Here is a 20422-nt window from a genome sequence, read left to right on the forward strand (position 1 = left end):
GATTGCTGTGCGGGCCTTGCGCATCGGCCCGCGGATGCGGACCTCGGTGCTCCACACGAATGTGGCGGGCGGAGCCGGACAGCTGTTACGGGACGAGGTCGGCGTATTCGGGGTGTTCGGCGATGTACTTTTCGACGTACCAGCAGGTGGGGATGATCTGGTAGCCGTGTGCGCGGGAGTCGTCGAGGCCGTATTTCACGACTTCGGCCGCCACTCCTCGGCCCCGGAATTCGGGGAAGGTCATGGTGTGGTGGAAGTCGCGGACCTCGGTGCCTTCGCGTTCGGCGTAGTCGGCGTATCCCGCGAGGACATCGTCGTGGTAGATCTCGTAGCGGGTGTCGGCGACGTTGTGCTCGAGCCTGGTGGTCATGCCTCGGATGCTAACCCGGTCAGAGGACCGCGCCGGGGTTGAGGATGCCTTCGGGGTCGAGCGCGTCTTTGATCCGGCGGGTCAGGGCCATGACGTCGGAGCCGACCTGGTCGGGCAGCCAGGCCTTTTTCAAGCGGCCGACGCCGTGTTCGCCGGTGATGGTGCCGCCGAGGGAGATGGCCAGGTCCATGATCTCGCCGAAGGCGCGGTGGGCGCGGGCGGTGTTGTCGGGGTCGGTGGGGTCGTGCACGATCAGCGGGTGGGTGTTGCCGTCGCCCGCGTGCGCGATGAGCGAGACGAGCACGTCGTTGCGTTCGCCGATGGCGGTGACGCCGGCGATCAGGTCGCCGAGGCGGGGCAGCGGCACACCGACGTCTTCGAGCAGCAGCGGCCCGATCTTCTCCACGGCGGGGATCGCGAATCGTCGTGCGGCGGTGAAGGCTTCACCTTCGGTGGCATCGGCGGTGTGGAAAACCTCTGTCGCCCCGGCCTTCTCGCACAGCCCCACCATCACTTGTGCTTCGTGCCCGGCGAATTCGCCGGGGGCGTCGGAGCGGGCGACCAGCAGCGCGGCGGCGGTACGGTCCAACCCCATGCGCATCTCGTCTTCGACGGCGTTGATCGCGACGGTGTCCATGAATTCGAGCATGGCCGGGCGCAGGGTCGAGGTGATCGCCAGGATCGCCTCGGTGGCCGCGGTGAGCGAGCCGAAACTCGCCACGACGGTCGACTGCGGTGGCTGCGCGGGCAGTAGTCGCAGGGTGAGTTCGGTGATCACGCCGAGCGTGCCCTCGCTTCCGACGAACAGTTTCGTCAGCGACAACCCGGCCGAGTCCTTGAGTCGCGGCCCGCCGAGCCGCACCACGGTCCCGTCGGCCAGCACCACTTCCATGCCGAGGACATAGTCTGTGGTCACGCCGTACTTCACGCAGCACAGCCCGCCCGCGTTGGTCGCCGCGTTGCCGCCGATCGAGCAGATCTCGAACGAGGACGGGTCCGGCGGATACCACAGCCCCACCGCCGCGACGGCCCGCTTCACCTCGGCGTTGAGCAGCCCGGGCTGCACCACCGCGATCCGGGTCACCGCGTCGACGGTGATCTCGCGCATCGACTCGGTGCTGAGCACGATCCCGCCGTCCACCGCGGTCGCTCCACCGGACAGGCCCGTCCCGGCCCCCCGCGGCACGACCGCGACCTTGTTCGCGTGCGCCCAGCGCAGGGTGGCGGCGACATCGGCGGTTCCGTGCGCCCGCACCACCGCCAGCGGCGTGCCCGCATCGGGATCGCGCGCCCAGTCCTGTCGATACCCCGCCAAGAGATCGGGATCGATGACGACCGCCCCGTCCGACACACCGGAAATCAACGAACCGAGGTCAATGCTGCGCTCGTCCACGCACTCACGCTAACCCGCCCACCTCGGCCGCCGCGGCAAGTTCGTCCCGGTGTGCTGCGAAACAAGTGAGTTTCCGCATGACTGTGATCTGGCGCGCCCCATTGGTGTATACGCCGTCCAATCCGTCAGAATGCCCGTACAGGGTGGGTCGACGGTGAATCACCTCGCTGCCCAGTGCGTTTCGAGTTCCGCTCCACCGGTGCGCTTCGCGCATCCACTGACGCGACGCCGCCCGCGCCGCACCGCTATCGCAAGGAGGATCGGATGATGAGGGAACCGCAGGATCGCAGCGAGCTGGTCGTCGCCCTGTTGGCCGCCGAGTTCGCCGACGCGGGCATCGACGCCGACGCGATGGAACGGGTGTACACCGGCGCGCACGACGAGTGGTCTCGCGCGCTCGAGGCGACCGGCGTGTTCGGGCTGCGCGCGATCGCCGAGATCACCGCGTGCTGGGCCGCCGATCCGCGCGTGCTGCGCGATGCTCTCCTGGCCGAAGCCGACGAGTTCACCCGCCGCCGTTGCCTGGCCGCGTGGACCGCTTTCGACACGCGTCCGATCGCGGCGGTCGGTCGCTGACGCGCTGACCTGGACGCGCCCGTTTGCCGGTTGCTCACCCTGGCTTCATCTGCCGCTGGCAGGCTGGCCGCGTGGAGCATCAGGCGAGTGTCACCGAATCGGTGGCCGACCGGTTCACCCGTTGGTGCGAGGCGGTCGTCGCCCGGCTGCCGTGGGGTCTGGACCGCTATGTGCCCGCGACGTTCCTCGGCTTCGCGCTGATCAACAGCTTCACCTTCGGTGTCGACCTGCTGTTGCTCACGCTGCTGCACGGTGGTTTCGGCCTGCCCGTCTGGCTGTCGATCACCCTCGCCTACATCGCCGCGTTCGGGCTCAGCTTCCTGCTCAATCGCACGTTCAACTTCCATTCCCACGCACCGATGGGCAAGCAAGCCGCGGTGTATGTGGTGGTGGTTCTGGTGAACTACCTGGCGTTCATCCTCGGCGTCGGCTCGGGTCTCACCGCGCTCGGCCTCGACTACCATCTGGCCAGGCTGCTCGCGGGCGGCTGTGAGGCTGTGTACATGTACTGCGCGATGCGCTGGATCGTCTTCCGCCGGGCACCCGCGCCGCTCGCTGTGCGCGGGTCAGCCCCGTAGTACCTCGGTGCGATCGCCGTCGACCAGGACGACGTCGTCGTCGGTGAGTGCCCAGTGCGGGATGCCCTCGGCGACACAGTGGGCCAGCATCGCGGCGGACTCGCCGTCCGGGTCGGTGGGGGAGTCCAGGTGGACGACCAGGCGACGATCCACCACACCCAGTCCGTCCCACCGTGGTTCGATGCCGGTGGCGGGCAGCACCTCGGCGGGGTCGTCCATGGTTTCCAGCCCGTGCAGGTCGGGTCCGAGCAGGCACGCGCCGGCACTATAGCCCGCGTAGACCAGCGCGTCCTCGCGCAACAACGCGGGCAGCACGGAATCGGCGCCACTGCGGGCGAACTGGGCGCGCAGCACGAAGGTGTTGCCGCCGCGTACCCAGACCATCGGGAACCCACGCAGATGCCGTTCCAGCCGCTGCGGTTGCCCGGCGTACTCGCGCAGATCCAGCACATCCGGCGAATAACCCTGCTGCTCCAGCGGTTTCACATCGCTCATCACCGCTGACGACCAGGCATCGGGCCACGCGTCACACGCGTTCGGAATCACCGCGACCCGTCCCGGCGCGCCGACGAGCCCGGCGAGCCGGTCGGCGAAACCGCCGAACCGGTACGACGCCAGGAAAAGCCGCATCAGATGGTGAACGCCAGATTCCGCACGAGCCGCTCACCGAGCGCGGTATCACCCTCGACGACGACCTCGCCGGGGTGGCGGTCCGCGGTGGTGCGGCCACCGCGCAGGCGCGCGAAAAGCCCGGAGTCCATGCGGATCACGGTCGTCGGCTCGTCGGATACCTCGTCGAGAACCGACCCGCGGCCACCGGCTACCGACAGGTGCACCTGCCTGGTCACCGGACCGGTCAGATCCAGCGTGATCAGCGAACCATCCGGCGCCTTGGCGCCTTTCACCACCGCACGGCCGAGACCGAGGGTCAGTTCGGTGAACGCGGCCTCGGCCCGCGCGCCACCCTCGGGCACGCTGCGCCCGATCCCGTCGGCGAGGTCGTGTTCGTGCATCCAGCAATCGAACAGCCGCACCCGCATGAACCGGCCGTAGGGGACCTGCCCCACCGGCGAGACGGTCGGCGCCTGCCAGGCGTCGTCGTCCATGGCGGCCAGTGCCGCCCGGCGACGCTCGGTGGTCTCGTCGAACAGCGCGAGCAGCCGCTTGCCGGAGAGCGGGCGCAACCGGTCGACCCAGATCTCGTTGAGCACGGCCACTTCGTTGCGCACATGCGGCAGCGTCCGCACGTCGGTCTTGGGGCGCAGGGGATCGTGCGGCGGCGGTGTCTCGCCGAGCAGCCACGACTCGGTGCCGATCACGTGCGCGACCACGTCGAACAGGGTCCAGCCGGGCAGCGGAGATGTTCGGCGCCACGCCTTTTCGTCGAGGTCGGTGACCAGCAGCGCGATGGCTTCCCACTGCTCGGCGAGCAGATCGGTGAGTTGTTCGCGCCCCGGCGTCTCGATCATCCCTGTGCTCCTTCTGCTTCGCTCTGGTCGAGCGCGGTGAGGCCGGCGCGGATCGCCGCTGCGGTCGAATTCGGTTCGTGCGGGCGACGCAACAGGAAACCCTTGGCGAAGGTGAGTTTGTCACCGTGTTTGCGGGGCACCACGTGCAGGTGGACGTGGCCGACGGTCTGGAACGCGGCGGTGCCGTCGTTGAGGATGAGATTGGCTCCGTCGCTCGCGAGCCCGCTCAGGCGCAGGGCACGGGCCAGCCGGTGGCCGGTGCGGAAGATCCGGGCGCCGAGGTCGGGGTCGAGATCGTCGAGCTCGGTCGCGTGGACCTTGGGAACGATCAGGGTGTGGCCACGGGTGATGGGACGGATGTCGAGGAACGCGCAGACCGCGTCGTCGGAGTAGACCATGGTCGCCGGTGCGGCACCCGCCACGATCAGACAGAAGGCGCAGTCGTTCACGGCCTCGACCCTACGGTGTGATCTGGGTCGCGCAACAGCCCGAAGGGGCCACTACCATGACGCGCATCACGTCTGGCCGGATGTGGGGGCGTCCGGCCTCGGTCCGGACGTCGAGGTAAGTAACCGACTTCGATGTGCGGTCTTGTCGTCCTCACCTGCGGCGACGAATCTCGGTGCGGGCGCCGACCGGTGTCTGCCGGGCCGGGAGCTCGTTGTCACCGCTGACGAGGGCCGTGGTGTCCGTTTTGTGGTCGTCAGTCCAGTTCTCCGTTGTGACGGGCATCTCCGCTAGGCTCACCGCGAGCCGAGTACAGTTGCCAGGATTTCAGTCGAACTTACTCACAGGTAACTTCGGCTGCCCCGTTGTTCCCAGGCTCGAAGCCAGCACGAAAAGGAAGTCTGACTAGTGGAGACAACGCAAAACGTGGGCGAGGGTTCGCCGCGCGGAGCGCGTGTCGGAGTCGTTCGCGAGTCCGGCCCGGGTGAGCGGCGGGTCGCATTGGTACCCAAGATCATCCCCGCCCTGTCCAAGCAGGGTGTCGAGGTGATCGTGGAAGCCGGTGCCGGCCTCGGCGCACTCATTCCCGACGCGGCCTATGTCGCGGCAGGCGCGACCATCGGTGACCCTTGGTCGGCCGAGGTCGTCGTCAAGGTCGCCCCGCCCAGCGATGCCGAGGTGGGCAAGCTGTCCTCCGGGCAGACCCTGATCGGTTTCCTGGCGCCGCGCAATGCCGAGAACCAGATCGGCGCGCTGAAGTCCGCCGGTGTGCAGGCTTTCGCCGTCGAGGCGATTCCGCGTATCTCGCGCGCCCAGGTGATGGATGCCCTGTCCTCGCAGGCGAACGTGGCCGGATACAAGGCCGTGCTGCTCGCCGCGTCGGAGTCGACCCGGTTCTTCCCGATGCTCACCACCGCCGCGGGCACCGTGAAGCCGGCCACCGTGCTGGTGCTCGGTGTCGGCGTCGCCGGTCTGCAGGCGCTGGCCACGGCCAAACGTCTCGGCGGGCGGACCACCGGTTACGACGTGCGGCCCGAGGTCGCCGATCAGGTGCGCTCGGTCGGTGCGCAGTGGCTGGATCTGGGGATCGACGCCGCCGGTGAGGGTGGGTACGCCCGCGAACTCACCGATGAGGAGAAGGCCCAGCAGCAGCAGGCGCTCGAAGACGCCATCAAGAGCTTCGATGTCGTGATCACCACCGCGCTGGTGCCGGGTCGCCCCGCACCGCGCCTGGTCACCGCCGCCGCGGTCGAGGGTATGAAGCCAGGCAGCGTGATCGTCGACCTGGCCGGGGAGACCGGCGGCAACTGCGAGCTCACCGAGCCCGGCGAGGTCGTGGTCAAGCACGAGGTGACCATCGCCTCGCCGCTGAACCTGCCCGCCACGATGCCTGAGCACGCGTCCGAGCTGTACTCGAAGAACATCTCGGCGCTGCTGGAACTGATGCTGGTCGACGGCAAGCTCGCCCCCGACTTCGAAGATCAGGTCCTCGCGGATTCCTGTGTCACTCGTGAGGTGGAAGCCTGATGTACACCGAACTGCTCGCCAATATCGCGATTCTCGTTTTGTCCGGCTTCGTCGGCTTCGCGGTGATCTCCAAGGTCCCCAACACCCTGCACACCCCTCTGATGTCAGGCACCAACGCCATCCACGGCATCGTCGTGCTCGGCGCGCTGGTGACCCTGGGCAATGTGAAGGACCCCTCGCTGCTCGTGCAGGTGATCCTGTTCGTCGCGGTGGTGTTCGGAACACTGAACGTCATCGGTGGCTTCGTGGTCACCGACCGCATGCTCGGCATGTTCAAGGGTAAGAAGAAGGCGGCCGAGTGATGCACGCAGTCGACAATATGACCTACCTGGTCAACGGCCTCTACATCGTGGCCTTCTCCATGTTCATCTACGGCCTGATGGGCCTGACCGGGCCCAAGACCGCGGTGCGCGGCAACCAGATCGCCGCTGTCGGTATGGGTATCGCGGTGGTCGCCACCTTGATCTCGGTGCGCCACGCGGCCCTGCTCAACTGGATTCTCATCGCCGCCGGTCTGATCGTCGGTGTGGCACTGGGCGTTCCGCCCGCCATCCGCACCAAGATGACCGAGATGCCGCAGCTGGTCGCGGCGTTCAACGGTGTCGGTGGTGGCACGGTCGCGTTGATCGCGTGGGCCGAATTCGTCGACAGCTCGGGCTTTTCGCAGCTGCACGAGGAACCGACCATCCACATCATCATCGGTTCGCTGTTCGCCGCGGTGATCGGCTCGGTCTCCTTCTGGGGCTCGATCATCGCCTTCGCGAAGCTGCAGGAGATCCTGTCCGGCAAGCCGATCGGCATCGGCCGCCTGCAGCAGCCGCTGAACCTGCTGCTGCTCGTCGGCGCGATCGTGTGCGCCGTCGTGATCGGCCTCGGCGCCGACAACGGCGGTGTCTCGCAGCTGTGGATGATCGCGCTGCTGGTGCTCGCCGGTGTGCTCGGCCTGATGGTCGTGCTGCCCATCGGTGGCGCGGACATGCCGGTCGTCATCTCGCTGCTCAACGCCCTGACCGGGCTGTCGGCCGCGGCCGCGGGCCTGGCGCTGAACAACACCGCGATGATCGTCGCGGGCATGATCGTCGGCGCTTCGGGCACCATCCTCACCAACCTGATGGCCAAGGCCATGAACCGTTCCATCCCCGCGATCGTGGCCGGTGGCTTCGGTGGCGGCGGCGCGGTCGCGGGTTCGGGTGACGGCGAGGCCAAGACGGCGAAGGCGACTTCGGCCGCCGACGCCGCGATCCAGATGGCCTACGCCAACCAGGTGATCGTGGTCCCGGGCTACGGCATGGCCGTGGCGCAGGCCCAGCACGCGGTCAAGGAGATGGCGCTGCTGCTCGAGGGCAAGGGTGTCGAGGTCAAGTACGCGATCCACCCGGTCGCCGGTCGCATGCCCGGTCACATGAACGTGCTGCTGGCCGAGGCCGAGGTGTCCTACGACGCGATGAAGGAAATGGACGACATCAACGGTGAGTTCAACCGCACCGATGTGGTCCTGGTCATCGGCGCCAACGACGTCACCAACCCGGCGGCCCGCGACGACAAGTCCAGCCCGATCTACGGCATGCCGGTGCTCAACGTCGACCAGGCCAAGAGCGTCATCGTGCTCAAGCGCTCGATGAACTCCGGTTTCGCCGGTATCGACAACCCGCTGTTCTACGCCGACCACACCTCGATGCTGTTCGGCGATGCGAAGAAGTCCGTCGGTGCGGTCACCGAGGAACTGAAAGCGCTGTAAGACAGCCGAATACATCCGCACGAGGCTCCGCTGTTCTCGCCGAACAGCGGAGCCTCTTGTCGTTGTGCCGACCCCGCGACTCGCAATCAGACAGTCATGTCCGTGGGGAGCGGGTGTGGGTATGCCCCAGCTGAGGTGACCCGACAACGAGAGGAGTTCGGTCTCGTGGAGGAGATATTACGGCCGATCATCGTGCTGCTCGCCACGGCGGCGATCACGGTTTCGGTGGGCCTGCTGGTGGAGCGCCTGCTGCGCTACGCGGCGCGCCGCGGTTCCGGCGTCCATCTGCCATCGCTGCGGCGACTGCAACTGCCGCTGCAGGTTCTGCTCGGCACGGTCACCTTGCACGCGGTCTACCCGCTCGCCGAGCTCGACCTGCGCCAGGACGTGGTGATCCGGAACTTCCTGGCGACGGCGGCCATCATCGCCGCGGTGTGGTTGGTCATCCGGGCCACCGATGTGGTCGCCGAAAGCCTGCTGGGCCGCTACGCGCAACGCGCCAGCGAGATTTCGCGCGTGCGCCAGTTGCGCACCCAGCTCGGACTGGTGCGCCGCATCATTACCTCGGTGCTGGTGGTCACCACCGCCGCGGTGGCCATCATGTTGCTGTTCCCGAGTCTGCGGACCCTCGGCACGTCGATGCTGGCCTCGGCGGGCGTGATCGGCATCATCGTCGGCGTTGCCGCCCAGTCGACGCTGAGCAATCTCATGGCCGGGTTGCAGATCGCCTTCGGCGACTCGGTCAAGATCGGCGATACCGTGGTGGTGGAAGGGGAGTGGGGAACCGTCGAGGAGATCACGCTGGCCTTCTTGACCGTGCGGATCTGGGACGACCGCAGGCTCACCATGCCGGTGTCCTACTTCAACAGCAAGCCCTACGAGAACTGGTCGCGGGGCGGCTCGCAGGTCACCGGCACAGTACTGCTGCACCTGGACCACAGCACCCCGGTGCCCGCGCTGCGCGAGCACCTGCACACCTACCTGCGCGAGTGCCGGGAATGGGACGGCCGCAACTGGAATCTGCTGGTGACCGACAGCACGCCGACCGACATCGTCGTGCGTGCGACGATGTCGGCCGCCGACGCCGACGATGCGTGGGCCCTGCGCTGCGCGGTCCGGGAGGAGCTGCTGACCTGGATCGGTCGCCATCACGCCCACGCGTTTCCCAAGATCCCGACGTCGATCACCCACTCCGGTGAGGATGACCGCGCAGGGTTGTTCGACGCGACGAAGACGTCCGTCGGTGCGAATACCTGACGAGAGGCCCCGCCGTTCCGTAGAACAGCGGGGCCTCTTGTTCCTTCGCCGGTCGGTTCCGCTACGTCAGGGCTTCTTCTTGCCCAGCAGGGGAGCAGCGGCGACAGTCGTCAACACAACGAGAACCAGTACCGACAGCCCATAGACGACGAGAGCGGTTCCGGGAGCGAAGAATTGGCCGACCACACCGGCCACCATGGAACCGACGGCCGTGCCCGCGACGGACTGCACCATGAGCAGGCCGGACAGACGCCCGCGCAGTTCCTCGGGCGACTCCTGCTGCAGAATCGCGTAGCGCAGCACCATGTTCAGTGCTCGGGCGAGGCCGAATCCGGCCAGGCCGAGGAAGGCCAGTGCGGCGTGTGGTGCGAGTCCGGCGGCGATGACCCCGATCGGCATGAGCGCCAACGAGATCAGCAGTGCCAGGCCCGGGCGCTTGCTGCGGCCGATCCACCCGCTGGTGAGCGAGCCGAGTACCGCGCCCGCGCCCGGTGCGGCGTAGAGCAGGCCGAGAGTGGTTTCACCCGCGCCGAGCTCGTCGCCGGCGAACGCGGGCAACAAGACCAGCGGGCCGCTCACCATCATCGCCACGGCGCCGGTGAGCAGTGCCGCGCGGATGACCTTGTGCCGAGCCGCGAACCCGATGCCGATGGCCAGTTCGCGCAGCGGATGGGCGATGTCGCGCACCGGCGGCGGCTGCGGCCCGATTGAGCGGATCAGCCCGACGGTGGCCACGGTCGCGCCCGCGCAGAGGAAGAACGGCACCGCCACCCCGGTTTTCGCGATCAGCAGGCCGGCGACGGCCGGTGTGATCATGGTGCCGAGGTCGGTGGTGAGTGAGGTCAGCGCACCGGCGGCGGCCACCTTCTCCCGTCCGACGAGCATCGGGATGAGCGCCATGAGCGCCGATCCGCTGACCCCGCCCGCCAGGCCGTCGACCAGGCCGGCGGCGTAGATGACGCCCAGCGACGGATGCGGCAGCAACGCGTTCACGCCGAGCGCGAGAAAGCCGAAACCGGCCGCGCTGCGCGCCCATTGGATGACATCGCGCCGGTCGTACCGGTCCGCGATCACCCCGCCCGCCAGACTTCCGGCGAACAGGGCGATCGCGGTGACGGTGGTGACGCCGGCGACATGCAGGGACGAGCCGGTGGCTTGATAGATCTGCACGGGCAGAGCCACCATGAGCAGTCCGATACCGAGGACCGAGACCAGCCGGGCCGCGAAGGCGTTACGGAACTCCCGGCTGGAACGCAGGGGCGAGGTATCGATCAGCAGGCCGCCGACGGCTATCACTTGAAGCGCTCCGCCAACAGGTCGAGGGTCGCCATGGAAACCCGGTAGTCCGGGCGCTTGGTGTCCGCGGGCAGCTCGTAGGCCTGGTTCTTCTGGAACGCGGGCAGCAAGGACAGCGCCGGGTCCTGCTTCAGACCGGCGATGTCACGACCGCCGTCGAGCTTGATCACGAACAGCACCGGAGCATCGGCGACGGTGCTCAGCAGCTCGGGGCTGAAGGTCACGAAGTCGGCCGCCGCGGGACGGGTCGGGTTGCCCGCCTTCTGCTCGATCTTGTCGTCCATGGTGAAGCCGACCGCGGTCAGCAGTCCACCGAGCGGGGTGTTGGGCAGCAGCATGATCGGCTTGCCGTCCGCCTGGGACTGCATCACCGCCGCTGCGCCCTGCGGCAGCTTCAGCTTGGCTTTCACCTTCGCGACTTTGTCGTTGTAGGAGGTGATCATCGCGTCCACCTTGTCGGTGCGGTTCACGATGTCGGCCACCGACTTCAACAGGTCCTGCCAGCTGGTGGCGTCCGAGGGCACCAGCGCGGTCGGGGCGATGGCGGAGAGCTTGTCGTAGGCCTTGATCGACTGCAGGCCGGGGAAGCCCGGTCCGCCGCCGATGATCAGGTCCGGCCGCTGGGCGGCGATGAACTCCAGGTTCAGATCGTCACCGGAGGGCACGGCCTCGGTGCCCTGCTCCTTGGCGTCCGCCGACCACGACGGCGAGAACTCGCCCGGCTTCAGTGTGAGGCCGAGGATGCGCGGATCCGTGGCCTTCACCTTGGCGTCGAGGTCGTAGAGGTATCCGGCGAGAGCGCCGTTGAGGACCACGATGCGCTGTGGATCGGAGGGCACCGTCACGGGCCCCTTGACGGTTTCCACCTGGCGAGTGCCGGTGTCGGCCGCCTGCTCGGAGGTGGAGCTGCCGCAGCCCGCTGCCGTCGCGGCCACCGCGACGATCAGGAGTGCGACGCCGGCACGCATGCGTGCCGTCATTCGGTGAACTGACATGGAAGTTGTTCCTCTTTCTCTTTCTTCTACGGGAGGTTCAGGTGCGGATCGCTGGATCCACATCGAGGAGCGCCGCGACTTCGACCCAGCCGGTGGGCATCGCGATGTCGTTGTGCGAGTAGGGGAGCCGGCGGATCACCAGCTGGGCGCCGGCTGCCTTCCACCCGGTCAGCTGGGCGTGCACGCGTTCGGGTTCGTCACCGGCGTCGGCGCAGTACAGCGCCATCGGGCCGCTGTAGTTCGGCGATTCGGAGTGCGTGACCATGCGCAGCAGCTCGGTCGCGGCATTGCGGACGACGACCGCCAATTCCGGCGCGTATTCCGCGATTTCGGGCAGCAGCGCGTCCATTCCGGACGGGTCGGCCAGGGTCGCGGCGGCGCGATCGGTCAGATTCGACAGCGGGTGCGAGTCGAGCAGCCCCACATAGCCGATCTGCTCGCCCTCGGCTTCCAGGATGGCGGCCATCGCGTGGGCGAGATTGCCGCCGAGGGAGTAGCCGAGCAGATGGTAGGGCCCCTGCGGCTGGATGCGGCGGACGGCGTCCAGGTAGAACCGGGCCAGCTCGTCGAGCGTGCGGGTCTGCTTGTCGGGCTCGGTGAGCTGGGGCATCTGCAGGCCGATGATCGGTCGTTCGGCCCGCAGCAGCCGGGCCAGCGGCGCGTATTTCCATGCGGTGCCGCCGATCTGATGGATGCAGAACAGCGGTGGGACCGACCCCTCGGCGCGTAGTTCCAGCACCGGGTCGAGGCGGCTGCCCAAGCTGGCGAGACCGTCTGCCGCCGGTCGAGGCGTGCTGGGATCGACCGCGCCGATCCGTGCCGCGAGCGCGCGCGGCGTGGGAGCGGCGAAGACGTCGTCGAGGACCACCGGCAGTTCGGCGCGGGTCAGGCGCCCGACCAGCCGCACGGCCAGCAGGGAGTGTCCGCCCTTGTCGAAGAAGTCGTCGTCCGCACCGATCTCGGCGACCGACAGCACCGCTGCCATGGCCTGACAGACCGTGTCGAGCAAGCCTGAATCCGGTTCCCACGCGGGATCACTCGACACGGAAGCGGCGGTGATGCGGCCGGGATCCGCGACCGTCTCGCCGGACGGCGCGGGGAGCTCTCGCCGGGCGATCTTCTCGGTCGCGGTGCGCGGAATGTGATCCAGCTCGACGAAGGCGGCGGGAATCATGTACGCGGGCAACGCTGTTCGCAACTGCTCACGTACCGCGTCGATATCGAGCACGGTCGCGGACTTGGCGATGAGATAGGCGACCAGGCGCTGATCACCCGGTGTGTCCTCCCGGAGCAGCACCACCGCGTTGGCCACACCGGCACAGGTGAGCAGGGCGGATTCGATATCGCCCAGTTCGATGCGCTGGCCGCGCAACTTCACCTGGCTGTCGGTGCGGCCGACGTAGTCGAGTTCGCCGCGCGAATTCAGTTTCACCAGATCGCCGGTGCGGTACATCCTTTCGCCGTGGCCGTCCGGATCGGCCACGAAGGCGGCGGCGCTCAGATCGGGACGGGCCAGATAGCCGCGGGAGAGCCGGACACCGGTCATGTAGAGCTCGCCGATGGTTCCCTCGGGGACCGGTCGCAACTGGTCGTCGAGGATGCGGACCGCGTCGGCGGGTGCGCCGACCGGCACCGAGGCGGTATCGGCGTCGACGGTCTCGTGGAAGGTGAAGCCGATGGCGGCTTCGGTGGGACCGTAGAAGTTGTAGACGGCCGTGCCGGTCAGTGCGCGCATGCGCTGCGCCGTCGCGGGCGGCAGCACCTCACCGCCGGTGAGGACCACGCGCAGATCCGCGCACCCCGACAGGTCGGCCTCTTCGGCGAGCACGGTCAGCATGGAGGTCGTCATCCACATCGCGGTCACCCGCTCCGCGCTCATGAGCCGCGCCTGATAGTAGGGGTCGCGATGACCGCCGGGCCGGGTCAGCACGATCCGGGCGCCGACGTGCAGCGGCAGGAACATCTCCATGAGCGAGGCGTCGAAGATCGGTGGGGTGCGGAAGAGCATCGCGTCGCCCGGACCGAAGCGGCATTCGCGGTGCAGCCACTCGAACGTGGAGATGATCGCGGCGTGCGACAGGCTCACGCCCTTGGGCACACCCGTGGAGCCCGAGGTGAACAGCAGGCAGGCGGTGTTGGCGGGGCGCAGCGGCGCGAGCCGGTCGGCGTCGGTGAGCCCGGCATCGGCGAGTCCGCTGGTGTCCACGTCGTCGAGCGAGCGCAGAACCAGGGCGGGTGCGGAGGCGTCGAAGATCTTCTCGACCCGCTGCTCGGGCTGTTCGGGGTCCACCGGCAGGTACACGCCACCGGCGCGGCAGATGGCGTGCGCGGTGACGACCGAGTCGATGGTGCGCGGCATAGCCACGGCCACCACGGTTTCTGGACCGACGCCGCGCGAGATGAGCCACCTGGCCAGGCGATTGGCCCTGGAATCGAACTCCCGGTGGTCGATCGTGACGCCTTCGGCCGTGATGGCGGGCGCCGCCGGATCGATGGGCGTGCCCCAGACCGCCAGGGTCTCGCCCCGCGGGTCCGGCTGTTCGGCGCCGGTGGATCGTGCGATGGCGGCGGCCGATTCGGCGACGAGCGGGTCGAGGAACATCGCGGGGGTGGGATCCGTGGCGGCCGTGACGGCGGTCAGGATCGCGCCGATCCGATCGGAGATCCGGGCGAGCGTGGTGTCGTGGACGGCGGCGCGGTCGTACCAGATCACCAGTTCCAGCCGGTCGCCCGGCGGAGCGATCAAGGTCATCGGATAGTGCGTGGTGCCGTGATTGTGGAAGTCACCACGGCGCAATTCGTGCGAATCAGGTTGCCCAGGACCGGAATTCGGGAAGTTCTCGAAGGCCACCAGAGTGTCGAACAGGGTTCCGGTACCGGCGATCCGTTCGATCTCCGCCAGTCCCGCGTAGTCGAACTCCTGCATGGCGAACTGGTTGTCCTGCAGTTGCGCCAGCTGCTCGAGCAGCGGGCGTTCCGGATCGAAGGCGCAGCGCACCGGCACGGTGTTGGCGAACAGGCCGACCATGCCCGCCACGCCGGGCAGTTCCGCGGGCCGACCGGAGACGGTGGCGCCGAACACGACATCGGTGCGTCCGGTGAGTGAGGCGAGCACCAGTGCCCAGGTGCCCTGCACCAGGGTGTTCATCGTCAGGCCGCGCCTGCGGCCGAGCTCGGTCAGCGCCGTGGCGAGCGCTGCGGGCAGCGGAACCTGCCACTGCCGGAACTCGCGTTCGCGCGAGGTTTCGGTGCGTACCAGCGTCGGCTCGGCGAGGCCGTGCAGTCGCCGCGACCAGGCCGCGCGGACGGCCGCGTGGTCGCGGGTAGCGATCCACGCCAGGTAGTCGCTGTAGGGGGCGGCCGACGGCAGTTCGTCGCCGTGGTAGGTGGCGAGCACCTCGCGCAGCACGATCGGCGTCGACCAGCCGTCGATCACCAGATGGTGGGTGTTGAGGACCAGCCGGTGCGCCGCGCCGGGCATGCGAATCAGGGTGGCGCGCAACATCGGCGAGCGGTCCACCGCGAACCGGTGCCGGGTCGCTTCGGCTTCCAGCCGGTCGGCGGCGGCCTGCGCGGCGCGCAGCGGCAATCCGGACAGATCGATCTCACGCCACGGCATGCCGACCGACCGGGGAACCGCCTGTACCGGCTGGTCGAGGCCCTCGAAGTGGAAGGCCGCGGCCATGGTGGGGTGTCTGCCCACGACGGTGTCGAAAGCCGCCGACAGGCGGGGGCCGTCCAACGGTCCGTGCAGGTCGACGCGGGCGCTCAGGGCGTAGACGTCGTCGTCGCCGTCGCGAATCGCGTGGAACAGCAGCCCTTCCTGCAACGGCGACAGCGGCAGCAGCTCGGCCAGTGGGCCGTGCGACGCCTCCAGCGTGTCGATGGTCTCCTGGGTGACGGCGAGGCCGGGGGAGTCCGACGGCGTGAGTCCGCCGGGGAACAGCATCGCGTGCGCGGCGAACGCTTCCAGCGCGAGTTCGAAGTGCCGCTGGATCTGCGCGACCTGGTGCGCGCCGAGAACGCGGCTCGCCGCGGTCCACTCCACGGCCAGCCGGGCGGGACCCGGCTGCGCGGTGGTGGGTTCGTGCACGAAGACGTTGAGCGACAGCACTTCCGTGAGTGCCTTCTCCGGTGGTTCCGTCACCGCGAACGCGTCGTGTTCGGGCAGGCTCCAGCCGGCCGCGCCACCACCGCCGAAGCGGCCGAGGTAGTTGAGCAGCACCTCGGGTGCGCGGCGTCCGCGCAATCGCGGCGCGGTCTCCGGGTCGAGCCCGCGCAGCACGCCGTATCCGACGCCGTTACCGGGGACGGCGCGCTTGGCCTCCTTGACCGCGCGCAACAGCCGTCCGGCCGCCGCGCCGCCGGCCAGTGCCTCGGCCAGCCCGGTCGCGTCGTCGATGCCGGTCGCGGGCGTCCATACCGGGAACTCGCTGGTGAACCAGCCGATGGTGCCGGCGAAATCGGTATCGGCACGCAGGGCGTCGCGCCCGTGTCCCTCGACGGTGACGGGCCGACCGGTCTCTAGCGCCTCGCCGCGCTCGTGCCGCCAGGCGTTGAGCGCCAGCACGAGGGCCGCGAGCAAGACCTCGTCGGTCTTCGCCCGATAGGCGGCGGGCAGCGTGGTCAGCAGGGCCTCGGAGATCTCCGGCGCCGCGAAAGTTCGTGTCTGCTCGGCGCTCTCGACAAGGTCTACGGCATGGTCGAGGGGCCGTTCGCCGAGTGTCGCGACGGTGTCGTCACCGAGAGCACGCTCCCAGTGCGCCAGTTCCCGGCGATGATCGCCCGCCGTCCCCGCCTCGGTGAGCAGGGTCGCGTAGCGCCGCCACGAACTGCCTTTCGCGGACAGCCGGGCCGGTCGCGCGTCCCGCGCCGCCGCACACGCTTCGTACAGCTCGGGGACCAGGATTCGCCAGGAGACCCCGTCCACCACCATGTGATTGGCGACCAGGATCAAGCAGTCGGCGTTTCCCGGCGCGGTGCGTACCAGCGCGGCGCGAATCTCGACACCGGCGGCGGGATCCAATTCCGCTGCGAGCGCGGTCGCCACCGAGTCGATCAGCGCGTCGTCGGCGGACTCCGAGGGTCTCGACTCCGTGCCCGTGGCGTCGATTTCCGCTGTCGCGCCGACGGCAGAATCGGGGGTAAGCGCACGGCTCGAGCGTGATTCGTCGAAGGGCAGCTCGCGAACCAGGTCCGACGCGCGCACGGTTCCAACGCCCGCGACTTCCAGCCGATCCGATTCGTCGAGGATCAGGCGCAGGGCGTCGTGGCGGTCGAGCACCGTTTGCAGGCCGGTGGTCAGGTGGTCGAGCGCGAGATCCTCGTGCAGGGTCAGGGCGGTCCACTGGGCGTATCCGGCGACGGCGCCACGGCTCGGGTTCGCTGCGAGCAGTGCCGCCACCATGGGCGGGACCGGGACGGAGCCGGTCGCCTCGTCCGGAGCCGGGGCGTCGGCCTGCTGGTCCGTCACCTGGGCCGCCGCGGCGATGGCCGCCAGATCACGTTGGGCCAGCAGAGTTTTCGGCTGGACTTCCCAGCCCAGCGCGCGCAGGCGGCTGCTCACGCCGATGGCGGTGATGCTGTCGCCGCCGAGTCCGAAGAAGTCGTCGGTGGCGTTGACCTGGGGTACGCCGAGGACATCGGCGACCACACCGCACAGCGCGCGCTCCTGCTCGGTGCGGGCCGGCCGTCCGGTCGAGGTCAGCTGGGGCGCCGGGAGGGCCGCGCGATCGAGTTTGCCGTTCACGGTGGTCGGCAGGGCATCGAGCACCACCAGCGCCGAGGGCACCAGGTGGTCGGGCACCAGGGCGGTCAGCCGGTGGCGCAGCTGGTCGGCGTCGAGCGTGCGGCCGGTCTCGGGGACCAGGTAGCCCACCAATCGGGTACTGTCGCCGGACTTCCGGATGGTGGCGGCCGCGGCGGCCACCCCGGGCAGTGCGCCGAGCGCGGCCTCGACCTCGCCCAGTTCCACGCGGTAGCCACGCACCTTGATCTGGGAGTCGGCGCGCCCGAGGTAGTCGTAGCCGTGGCCGGGGAGCCAGCGCGCGCGGTCGCCGGTGCGATACATGCGCTCGCCCGGCGTGAACGGATCGGCGACGAACCGGTCCGCCGTCACCGCGACACGGCCGAGGTAGCCGCGCGCCAATTGTGGCCCGGCCAAATACAATTCGCCGATCTCGCCGTCGGGCACGTGTTGCAGCGCACCGTCGAGCAGATAGGCGCGGGTTCCGGGGAGCGGTCCGCCGACATGGGGGAGCGCGCCGGTGACCGGCGCACTGAGCGCGTCGACGGTGGCCTCCGTCGGGCCGTACATATTGCGCGCGGCCACCTTCGACGCGGCGATGACCGACCACAGCGCGGGCGGGGTCGCCTCGCCGCCGAGCAGCAGCAGTTCGGGACGATGCGCGCTGCCGAGCAGTCCGTTGTCGATCAGGGCGGTGGCCATCGACGGGGTGGTGTCGACGACATCGATGCGATCGCCGCGCAACGCCGCGATCTGCGCGGCCGCGTCCTTCTGGATGTCGATGTCGTACAGGTGGATCCGGTGCCCGCACCACAGCCACAGCAGCTGGTCCAGCGCGGCGTCGAAGGCGAAGGAGTACGTGTGCGCGATGTGGAGCTGTCGCCCACCCACGCGCTCGGCGGTGTCGGCGTAGACGGTCGATCGGTGGTGGTGCAGCAGCTGGGCCATCGCCCCGCAGGAGATCTGGACGCCCTTGGGCTTTCCGGTCGACCCCGACGTGTACACGACGTAGGCCAGATGCGCGGGCGAGCGCGGTGCGGCGAGTTCGGCCGAAACCAGTGGACCATCGGGGAGCGCGGCGACGGCGTCCCGGATCCCGCTGTCCGAAAGCCGGATCAGCGCATCCGATCGATCGGCGAACACGGTGTCCGCCACCGCGTCGTCGGTGAGGATCAGCGCCGGGGCGGCATCGTCGACGATATCGGCGAGGCGCTGCGCGGGATGCCCGATATCGAGCATCAGGAAGGCCGCTCCGGCGTGCCGCACCGCGAGCAGGGCGACCACCAGGTCCACGGTGCGCGGCAGGGCGATGCCCACGATGTCCTCGGGGCCGACACCGCGACCGCGCAGGTACCGCGCCAGCCGGTGCGCCCGCGCTCCGAGTTCGGCGGCGGTGAGCCGGTCGGTGCCGCCGACGAGCACGACGTCGTCCGGCTGCGCCGCGACCATCCGATCGAAGATCTCGACCGCGTCCTGCGGGGTGCCGGGCAGTGCCGCACCGGCCCGTTCGTCGGCGATGCGCGCACCGGTCTCGGCCGGGTACAGGGTGATCGCGCCGATGGGCTTGTCCGCCGCGTCGACCAGTTCGGTGAGCAACGCGACCAGCGCGTCCATTCGCCGCCGTACGGTGTCGGCGTCCAGCGATCGGGCGTCGACCTCGAATCCCAGCTGGATCCGATCCTCCGACAGTGGCGTGACCGTCAGGCCCAGGTCTTCCGGCGGACCACCGGCGACATTGCGCAGGGTGCCGGTGGCGCCGTCGAAGTCGAGGGCGAAGTCGAACGCCTTGAGGTTGATGCCGATGCCGTGCAGCAGCGCCCCGGTCTGGGTGCCGCCGAATTCGCGGGCCAGGTCCTCACCGCGGAATCGCTGATGAGCGCGGACCTCCCGGAGCGCGCCCGCCACCCGTTTGCCGAGTTCGTCGAGGCGATCCTGGCTGGACACCGAGATCCGCAGCGGCAGCACATTGACCGCCATGGACGGTGTGGTGAGGGCGGTCTTGCCGACTCGCGCCATCACCGGCAGGGCGATGACCACATCGGTCTCGCCGAGCACTCGGTGCACGAATCCCACATATCCGGCGACGAGCACGTCGGCCCAGGTGATGCCGGCCGCGGTGGCCGCCGCCTTGACGCGTGCCACCAGTTCGGTGTCGAGGACGGCGCGGACCTCGTGGGTCTGTTCGACCACGCCCTCGGGAGCGCGGCCGCGACCGTCCAGCGGCGGCAGCGGTGTGAGCCGGTCGCGCCAGTAGTCGCGGTCGTGCTGATGTGCCTGGCTCGCACGGTATTCCAGGTCTTCGGCGACGAGCGTCTCGATCGAGCCCCAGCGCAGGCGCGGCACGTCACCCCCGCGACGCAGCGCGGTGTAGTGGGCGGCGACCCGGCGCGACACCATCGCCGCGCTGTAGCCGTCGATGATCAGATGATGGTAGAGCTGGATGCACCACACATCGTTGTCGGTGAGGCGCAGCAGCGTGTAGGTGTAGAGCTGCCGGTCGACCATGGCCCGGCAATAGGTGGCGGAGCGTTCGCGTTCGGTCGCGACCAGCCGGTGCGCGGCGGCGACCGGGTCGCTCTCGCCGCGCAGATCGACGAGCGGACGAAGTTCCGGTTCCGTCGAGGTGATCCGCTGACGCGGTCCGTCGGCGGTGTCCTCGAAGCGCAGTCGCATGGTGTCGGTGTCGGCGATGGTGCGGCGAATCGCGGTGTCCAGCGACGCCAGATCGAGCGGATCGGGTCCCGAGATCTCGAGCACCTCACCGACCATGTAGCTGAGCGAGTCGGGGTCGAGGCGCTGGGCGTTCCAGATGCCCAATTGCGCTCCGGTGAGCGGTAATCCGGGATCTTCGGCGCTCACGTCGTCCCGTTCCACCGAACTCACAGCAAAACTCCTTCACCGTTCAACCCTCACCGACCCTCTCGTACCGCTCGGTCTCGAGGGGAGCCCAGCGGAAGAGAGGTGGGGAGAAGGTTAGCCTAACTTCAGTTTCAAATGTAGATTGTGGCCCGCGTCACCGAGCGGCGCTTC

The 20422-nt window shown here is 68.9% G+C and carries 15 protein-coding genes; 6 read left to right on the plus strand and 9 right to left on the minus strand.

Annotated elements, in window-relative coordinates; translation table 11 throughout:
• Window positions 1–85: 85 nt before the first annotated feature.
• Both ACFWFP_RS28205 and ACFWFP_RS28210 read right to left on the minus strand, forming a co-directional pair.
• On the minus strand, window positions 86–370 hold the full coding sequence (locus tag ACFWFP_RS28205) for a GNAT family N-acetyltransferase (protein WP_379299949.1): 285 nt from the start codon (window positions 368–370) through the stop codon (window positions 86–88).
• A gap of 19 nt (window positions 371–389) precedes the next feature.
• On the minus strand, window positions 390–1763 hold the full coding sequence (locus ACFWFP_RS28210) for an FAD-binding oxidoreductase (RefSeq protein ID WP_379299951.1): 1374 nt from the start codon (window positions 1761–1763) through the stop codon (window positions 390–392).
• Window positions 1764–2027: 264 nt separating this feature from the next.
• Here ACFWFP_RS28210 and ACFWFP_RS28215 point away from each other — a divergent pair, with 264 nt between their 5' ends.
• Window positions 2028–2339 carry a hypothetical protein gene (locus ACFWFP_RS28215; protein WP_379299953.1) on the plus strand — a complete coding sequence of 104 codons (312 nt, stop codon included), beginning with the start codon at window positions 2028–2030 and terminating at the stop codon, window positions 2337–2339.
• 71 nt (window positions 2340–2410) lie between these two features.
• Window positions 2411–2917 (plus strand): GtrA family protein, encoded by a 507-nt coding sequence (locus tag ACFWFP_RS28220; RefSeq protein ID WP_379299955.1) that lies wholly within the window; start codon window positions 2411–2413, stop codon window positions 2915–2917.
• On the opposite strand, the gene ACFWFP_RS28225 is transcribed toward ACFWFP_RS28220, so the two are convergent.
• The 4 genes from ACFWFP_RS28225 to ACFWFP_RS28240 form a co-directional block, all read right to left on the minus strand.
• Entirely contained in the window at window positions 2906–3547 is a 642-nt protein-coding gene (locus tag ACFWFP_RS28225; RefSeq protein ID WP_379299957.1) for a Type 1 glutamine amidotransferase-like domain-containing protein, read from the minus strand. The genes ACFWFP_RS28220 and ACFWFP_RS28225 overlap by 12 nt on opposite strands.
• Window positions 3547–4386: a maleylpyruvate isomerase family mycothiol-dependent enzyme gene (locus tag ACFWFP_RS28230; RefSeq protein ID WP_379299959.1), complete on the minus strand. Its 840-nt coding sequence runs from the start codon at window positions 4384–4386 to the stop codon at window positions 3547–3549. The genes ACFWFP_RS28225 and ACFWFP_RS28230 overlap by 1 nt, the downstream gene beginning before the upstream one ends.
• Window positions 4383–4835, minus strand: coding sequence for an HIT family protein (locus ACFWFP_RS28235; RefSeq protein WP_378635626.1), 453 nt, complete (start codon window positions 4833–4835; stop codon window positions 4383–4385). The genes ACFWFP_RS28230 and ACFWFP_RS28235 overlap by 4 nt, the downstream gene beginning before the upstream one ends.
• A 151-nt stretch (window positions 4836–4986) precedes the next feature.
• Window positions 4987–5118, minus strand: coding sequence for a hypothetical protein (locus tag ACFWFP_RS28240; protein WP_379299961.1), 132 nt, complete (start codon window positions 5116–5118; stop codon window positions 4987–4989).
• 123 nt (window positions 5119–5241) lie between these two features.
• Here ACFWFP_RS28240 and ACFWFP_RS28245 point away from each other — a divergent pair, with 123 nt between their 5' ends.
• From ACFWFP_RS28245 to ACFWFP_RS28260, 4 genes are all read left to right on the plus strand, one after another.
• A complete protein-coding gene (locus ACFWFP_RS28245) occupies window positions 5242–6360 on the plus strand; it encodes a Re/Si-specific NAD(P)(+) transhydrogenase subunit alpha (protein WP_379299963.1) in 1119 nt (372 codons plus the stop codon).
• Window positions 6360–6662: an NAD(P) transhydrogenase subunit alpha gene (locus ACFWFP_RS28250; protein ID WP_056818017.1), complete on the plus strand. Its 303-nt coding sequence runs from the start codon at window positions 6360–6362 to the stop codon at window positions 6660–6662. The genes ACFWFP_RS28245 and ACFWFP_RS28250 overlap by 1 nt, the downstream gene beginning before the upstream one ends.
• 17 nt (window positions 6663–6679) lie before the next feature.
• The gene (locus ACFWFP_RS28255; protein ID WP_379300120.1) at window positions 6680–8098 is read left to right on the plus strand and encodes an NAD(P)(+) transhydrogenase (Re/Si-specific) subunit beta; all 1419 of its coding nucleotides are present in this window, start codon (window positions 6680–6682) and stop codon (window positions 8096–8098) included.
• Between the two features lie 165 nt (window positions 8099–8263).
• Window positions 8264–9355, plus strand: coding sequence for a mechanosensitive ion channel family protein (locus ACFWFP_RS28260; RefSeq protein WP_379299965.1), 1092 nt, complete (start codon window positions 8264–8266; stop codon window positions 9353–9355).
• Window positions 9356–9421: 66 nt separating this feature from the next.
• Here ACFWFP_RS28260 and entS read toward each other — a convergent pair whose 3' ends face one another.
• From entS to ACFWFP_RS28275, 3 genes are read right to left on the minus strand one after another with little or no spacing between them, the layout of a single operon-like run.
• Window positions 9422–10651 (minus strand): enterobactin transporter EntS, encoded by a 1230-nt coding sequence (gene entS, locus ACFWFP_RS28265; RefSeq protein WP_379299967.1) that lies wholly within the window; start codon window positions 10649–10651, stop codon window positions 9422–9424.
• Entirely contained in the window at window positions 10648–11646 is a 999-nt protein-coding gene (locus tag ACFWFP_RS28270; protein WP_379299969.1) for an ABC transporter substrate-binding protein, read from the minus strand. The genes entS and ACFWFP_RS28270 overlap by 4 nt, the downstream gene beginning before the upstream one ends.
• 37 nt (window positions 11647–11683) lie before the next feature.
• Window positions 11684–20275: an amino acid adenylation domain-containing protein gene (locus ACFWFP_RS28275; RefSeq protein ID WP_379299971.1), complete on the minus strand. Its 8592-nt coding sequence runs from the start codon at window positions 20273–20275 to the stop codon at window positions 11684–11686.
• Window positions 20276–20422 lie beyond the last annotated feature (147 nt).

Source organism: Nocardia sp. NPDC060249, assembly GCF_042728755.1.
GTDB lineage: Bacteria > Actinomycetota > Actinomycetes > Mycobacteriales > Mycobacteriaceae > Nocardia.